Origin of the sequence: Lentzea sp. NBRC 102530 (genome assembly GCF_030269365.1) — a bacterium.
In the GTDB taxonomy this organism is placed as follows: Bacteria; Actinomycetota; Actinomycetes; order Mycobacteriales; family Pseudonocardiaceae; genus Lentzea.
This window is the reverse complement of sequence record NZ_BSTF01000009.1, coordinates 376,098-380,661: the sequence shown is the minus strand read 5'-3', so window position 1 is coordinate 380,661 and position 4,564 is coordinate 376,098. Positions and strand designations below refer to the sequence as shown.

The 4,564-nt window shown below is 65.1% G+C and carries 5 protein-coding genes; 4 read left to right on the top strand and 1 reads right to left on the bottom strand.

Going from position 1 to position 4,564, the window contains the following annotated elements; all coding sequences use genetic code 11:
• Nucleotides 1-518 precede the first annotated feature (518 nt).
• The 4 genes from QSK25_RS25540 to QSK25_RS25525 are packed head-to-tail and all read left to right on the top strand — an operon-like array spanning nt 519 to nt 2,804.
• The gene (locus QSK25_RS25540) at nt 519-737 is read left to right on the top strand and encodes a hypothetical protein (RefSeq protein ID WP_285641875.1); all 219 of its coding nucleotides are present in this window, start codon (nt 519-521) and stop codon (nt 735-737) included.
• 18 nt (nt 738-755) lie between these two features.
• Complete coding sequence (locus tag QSK25_RS25535) at nt 756-1,106, top strand: hypothetical protein (protein ID WP_285641873.1); 351 nt, start codon at nt 756-758, stop codon at nt 1,104-1,106.
• A 14-nt stretch (nt 1,107-1,120) separates the two neighbouring features.
• Nucleotides 1,121-1,957, top strand: coding sequence for a helix-turn-helix domain-containing protein (locus QSK25_RS25530; RefSeq protein ID WP_285641871.1), 837 nt, complete (start codon nt 1,121-1,123; stop codon nt 1,955-1,957).
• A gap of 7 nt (nt 1,958-1,964) precedes the next feature.
• Nucleotides 1,965-2,804 carry a helix-turn-helix domain-containing protein gene (locus tag QSK25_RS25525; protein WP_285641870.1) on the top strand — a complete coding sequence of 280 codons (840 nt, stop codon included), beginning with the start codon at nt 1,965-1,967 and terminating at the stop codon, nt 2,802-2,804.
• A gap of 221 nt (nt 2,805-3,025) precedes the next feature.
• On the opposite strand, the gene QSK25_RS25520 is transcribed toward QSK25_RS25525, so the two are convergent.
• Nucleotides 3,026-4,000 carry a hypothetical protein gene (locus tag QSK25_RS25520; RefSeq protein ID WP_285641869.1) on the bottom strand — a complete coding sequence of 325 codons (975 nt, stop codon included), beginning with the start codon at nt 3,998-4,000 and terminating at the stop codon, nt 3,026-3,028.
• Nucleotides 4,001-4,564: the final 564 nt, after the last annotated feature.

Below are 4,564 nucleotides of genomic sequence, written 5' to 3'. Positions count from 1 at the left end.
CCGCATGCCGCTGCCACTTCGCGTTGAGTGCGTTCGCCGCGCAGCGCTTCCAGCAGTCGACCGCACTGGATGTTGTGGATGAAGGCCGGCATCTCCACGGACGCCATGCGTGTACCTCCTGAGCAGAGCATCGGGCCCTAGACGGGCACTACGGACAGTAGCAGCACCAGCATCACCGGATCGGGGCATTATCGGAGTCCGATATCGGGCTATAGGCTGCAGATGTGAGGGATCCAGCTGGAGTTATGCAGGCAAGGCTGCGGGATGATCTCCAATATCGATATGACAAGTGGCGGTTTGACCACTGCGGACCTACTGGATCCTCCGAGAGCGCTCGTCGGCTGAGTGGCGGGCCGGGAACCGGGGCCTTGTTGCCGCCCCGTGTTCCTCCCCGTACGGCTCTGCCGCTATCCGATCCCGGCGAGCGGGGCGCGTCACGGCTCGGTCTTCCCCCGCCGGCCGTGGCGCTGCCTCATCAATGGATGGGAGGTGGGCGCGTGACAGGACGAACGGGAACGGTGCGCGTGGTCGTGGAGCTGAGCTTCGCGCAGGCCTCGGTGCTGGCGCGGGCGGCAGTCGTCGTCACGTCGGCGCTGGAGTGCAAGGAGGTCAACGCTGCTGACCAAGGGCTTCTGACGATTCGTCGAGCGGTCGCGTTGGCTCTGTCGCAAGACATCGCCCGGAAATCAGGCGGTCCTGCCGCAGCGCCGAGCGTGCCGGAACTTCGAGCCAGTTAGGCGTGGAAGGAGCTTCGGATGAGCAACCAGGTCTTGTTCGCCGGACTTCGCCGGAACCTCGACGAGCACCTGGAGCGGGTGTTCCGAGTGGCCGTGGACGGTGACGCGGGTGCGGCGCTCGCCGCGATGCGCCATGACGTTCCGGGCATCGTGGCGGCGTTGCAGGTGCTCGCGGACCGACACCGAGCGGACGAGAACGGGTGTTGCCGGGCCTGCCGGAGCGGGCCGTTCTGGCGCCGAGTGGCGGGACCGTGCCGAGTGCTCCTCGACGTTCATCTCGCCGTCACGGTGGCGATGACGGCCCGTACGAGCGCCGGTTCGCAAAGCCACCGTCTACGACCGTCCTCTTCGGACCTAGAATCGCACTAGCACAAGGAACAAGCATGCCACGAAGGATTTCCACCGTACGCCTGCGCGAGTTGGCTCAAGGCGTACGCGCGGTGGTTGAGCGCGCGGGCCTGAACTCGCGTCACGTCGCCGAGCTGGTCGGTTGTGACGAAGCCAAGATCTCTGAGGTGCTCAACGGCAAAGCGCACCTCAGCGAGTTCGAACTCATAGTTCTGTTGAGCGTCTGCCGCCCGAAGGCTGAGGAACGAGAGCGTTTGCTCGCCCTCTATCCGTCCAGGGATGTGCGGGGTTGGTGGCAACAGCACGGAAAGGCTGCGCCGGTCTGCCCTTCCACTGCCATGGCCCAGGTTGCCACCGCGACAGAGCTGGTCGACTGGCAACCGCTCGTGTTGCCGGCCTTCTTGCGGACTGATGAGTACACGCGTGAGCTGTTGATGGCTTCGGCGCAGGTACCGGAAGAGAAGGAGATGGCCGCGCGGTTGTGCGTTCAGATCCAGTTGCGGAAGTTGCTCCGCAACGGCTTGGCCAGCACCTTCTACATCCACGAGTTCGCGTTGCGGCTTGAGGTAGGTGACGCCGGCGTGCGGGCCGAGCAGATGCTGCTGCTCTTGATCGCGGCTACCTGGGACTACGTGACGATCCGCATTGTGCCCGCTGCGATCGGCGCGCACGCGGGTCTGTCCGGTCCGTTCACCCAGCTGAAGTTCGAGAAGTACGAGCCGGTCGTGTGGCTGGAGGCACTGAACTCGAGCACGTTCGTCGAGAAGCAGGACGCGGTCGACGGCTACGCGGCAGTTGTCCGCAAGCTCAACGAGGTGAGCCTGAGCCCAGAAAAGTCACTGGAACTCATCAAATCGCTGCACACCGGATGATCTCCCAGTGCCGAAGGATTTCCGGGCCACGACGCTCGAACGCGCCATCGGGCGGCAGCTGGCCGGGTGGCGCGCGGAGCGCGAGCTGAGCCTCGCCGAGGCGGGCCAGCGGGTGGGCTTCAGCAGCGCGAAGCTGTCGATGATGGAGAACGCGGTGCAGCCGTCGGCTCCGGTGGACATCATGGCGCTCGGTTACGTGTACAAGGTGCCGACCCCGGAATGGCAATCGGTGGTGTTGCGCGCGCAGCACGCGGAACGGGCGCGGGTGCGTTCCGGTGGTGGTGTGCGGTTCGATCCGGCGGCGGACTTCGCGAACCTGGTGTTCGAGGCGACGTCGTTGAGCGTGTTCACGGTGGACCTGGTTCCGGCGGTGTTCCAGCTTCCCGGTTACACGAACGCGGTGTTGCAGGACGACGATCCGGTGCGCACGGCGCGGTTGGCGATGGTGCGGGAGGCGTGGGCGACGCGGCAGGGCGATCGGGATCCGTTGGTGGTGCGGGTGGTGTTCGCGGAGGCGGTGCTGCGGCAGGTGGTCGGCGGGCCGCGGGTGATGAAGGCGCAGCTGTTGCACCTGATGGAGGTCAGCGAGCAGGAGACGGTGAGCGTGCGGGTGGTGCCGCGCGGGGCGGGTGCGTATCCGGCGATGGGGTCGCCGTTCACGTTGCTGGGGTTTCCGCACCGGCAGCACGACGACGTGGTGTACCTGGAGACGTTCCTGAAGGGCGAGTACGTCGAGGAGCCGGGGCTGACGGCGGAGTGCGGGGCGCGGTTCGCGCGGTTGCGGGAGGTGGCGCTGGGGGAGGGGGAGTCCCTGGAATTCATCGCCGAGGCCGCCGCCCAGCTTTGATCTTCGGCGTTCCGCCGCAATCGGTGAACGGCCCAAGAGTGCACTGAAGGCATCAGGCCAGCGATGAACGTGTCCGTCGACCGCTGAAGGGGCTGTGAACTTGCGTCGTCTCTCGCTGTCAGGCGATCAAAGTGTTCACTGGGTCGGATCCGACGTACCCGACCCACGGCATCACCGGGGTGAGTTTGAATTGGGGTCTGCTGCACGGATTGGTGACACTGTCACCTACTCGTGCAGCAGACCCGCACGTAGGAAGCGCCGTCAGGCGCGTAGCTGCCGAGGTTGATGCCGCGTTTCACCACTGCGTTGCTATCGATCTTCTGCCACTTGCCGTCCGTGGCAGAGTTCGCCACCGACGTCGTGCCAGGGATGTATGTCAGCTCGGCTGGTAGTTCATACTTGATCACGACATCGTCCTGTTGGATCGTGCCGGTGTTCGTGTACTTCACCTTGATGTCGAGTTCATTGTCCGTCCTCATGCGACGCACGCTGGTGTATTCGGTGGTACCGCGGGTGGCGGCGAGCTGGGTGACTGTGAAGTCGGGTTGGTCAACAGCGAACTGGAAACGCACCTCGCCCCTGCAGTTGTCTTCGCCGGTGACATCACCGGTTGGACCGTCACATCCAACAAGCGCGTCTGGCTCGGAGAACAGCTCCTCAACAGGCAGCGACACACTTGTCGGAAGCCGGGTGGTATGCAAACTCGCCGAGTTCGGGACGATACGGATCAGCACGGCTGGGCCAGACGAGGCGAGTACCAGCCACCTCCATACCTGAGGTGGATCGGCGGAGCCCGAGCTCACGGTAGCCGTGGCGTGTGCCCGTCCATCGCCAACCGCGGGCAGCATCATTGACACTCGTGTCTGCCGGCTTGGTGCAGCCGCGCTGTCCGCGTTGTCATTGCGGAATCGGATCATCCCTTCATACCGGCTGCCTACCTTGACCGGTAGAGAGCCTGCGGACACCCACTCCTCTGTGTCGACCTCGCGCAAATGGAGGAAGAACCGTTCGTCGCCCGCAACCGTGTCATCGGTGACCGAGTTCAACACTGCTGCTGTCGGACGGGTTTTTCCGCTGAACAACTGGCGCGGTGGTCCCCATCCGTCCTCGGGCACTCCCACGTCGACACGGTCACCTTCGGGTCTGTTCGCAGGAGCACCGGCGCACCCCGCAGTGACCAGCACCGCCAGGATCAAGCAGCTGAGCCTGCCAACATGCCTTCGCAAACTCTCGCCTCCAGATGTCACATGTACTACTGCAGGCTTCGGTGTGGAATTTGAGAGCGTTACCTGGCGCGGCGAACTCGCGGTGGCCACCTCCGGAATCGGCATAGCGGCGACGCTTCAACCAGCCCGCATCAGCCGCAGCGCCCCGCTCCGAGGATCAGCATGACGGGCGTCAGCAACGGAAAATCCCGTGGCAGCTGCTCATCAGGCCCAGGCTGACGTGAACGGCTGTTCAGGGTTGCACCGGCTGCCTGCCGCCGAGAGCGGCAATATCGTCGACCAGGACGGTGACAAGGCCGGCTGCGGACAACGTCGCCGCCGAGTGGACCGTCACCGTGCCCTCGGCACCAGCCAAGAGCCCTGCGACCTCGCCGAGTCCGATGGTGGAGCGGACACTGGCTCCGAGGAAGCCCGTTGTACGGGCACGCGGTCGGAGGCCAGTGGCGGCGGCGTTCCCTCTGAGCAGTTGGTGATCTCGCTACGTGCCGCCGCCCTGGCCGGGCCTCGGGGAGGGCACCACCCTGCGCGAGACCC

Excerpts from the sequence above, each read along its gene's own strand:
- QSK25_RS25530 (WP_285641871.1), top strand. The coding sequence starts at position 1,121 with ATGCCACGAAGGATTTCCACCGTACGCCTGCGCGAGTTGGCTCAAGGC.
- QSK25_RS25535 (WP_285641873.1), top strand. The coding sequence starts at position 756 with ATGAGCAACCAGGTCTTGTTCGCCGGACTTCGCCGGAACCTCGACGAG.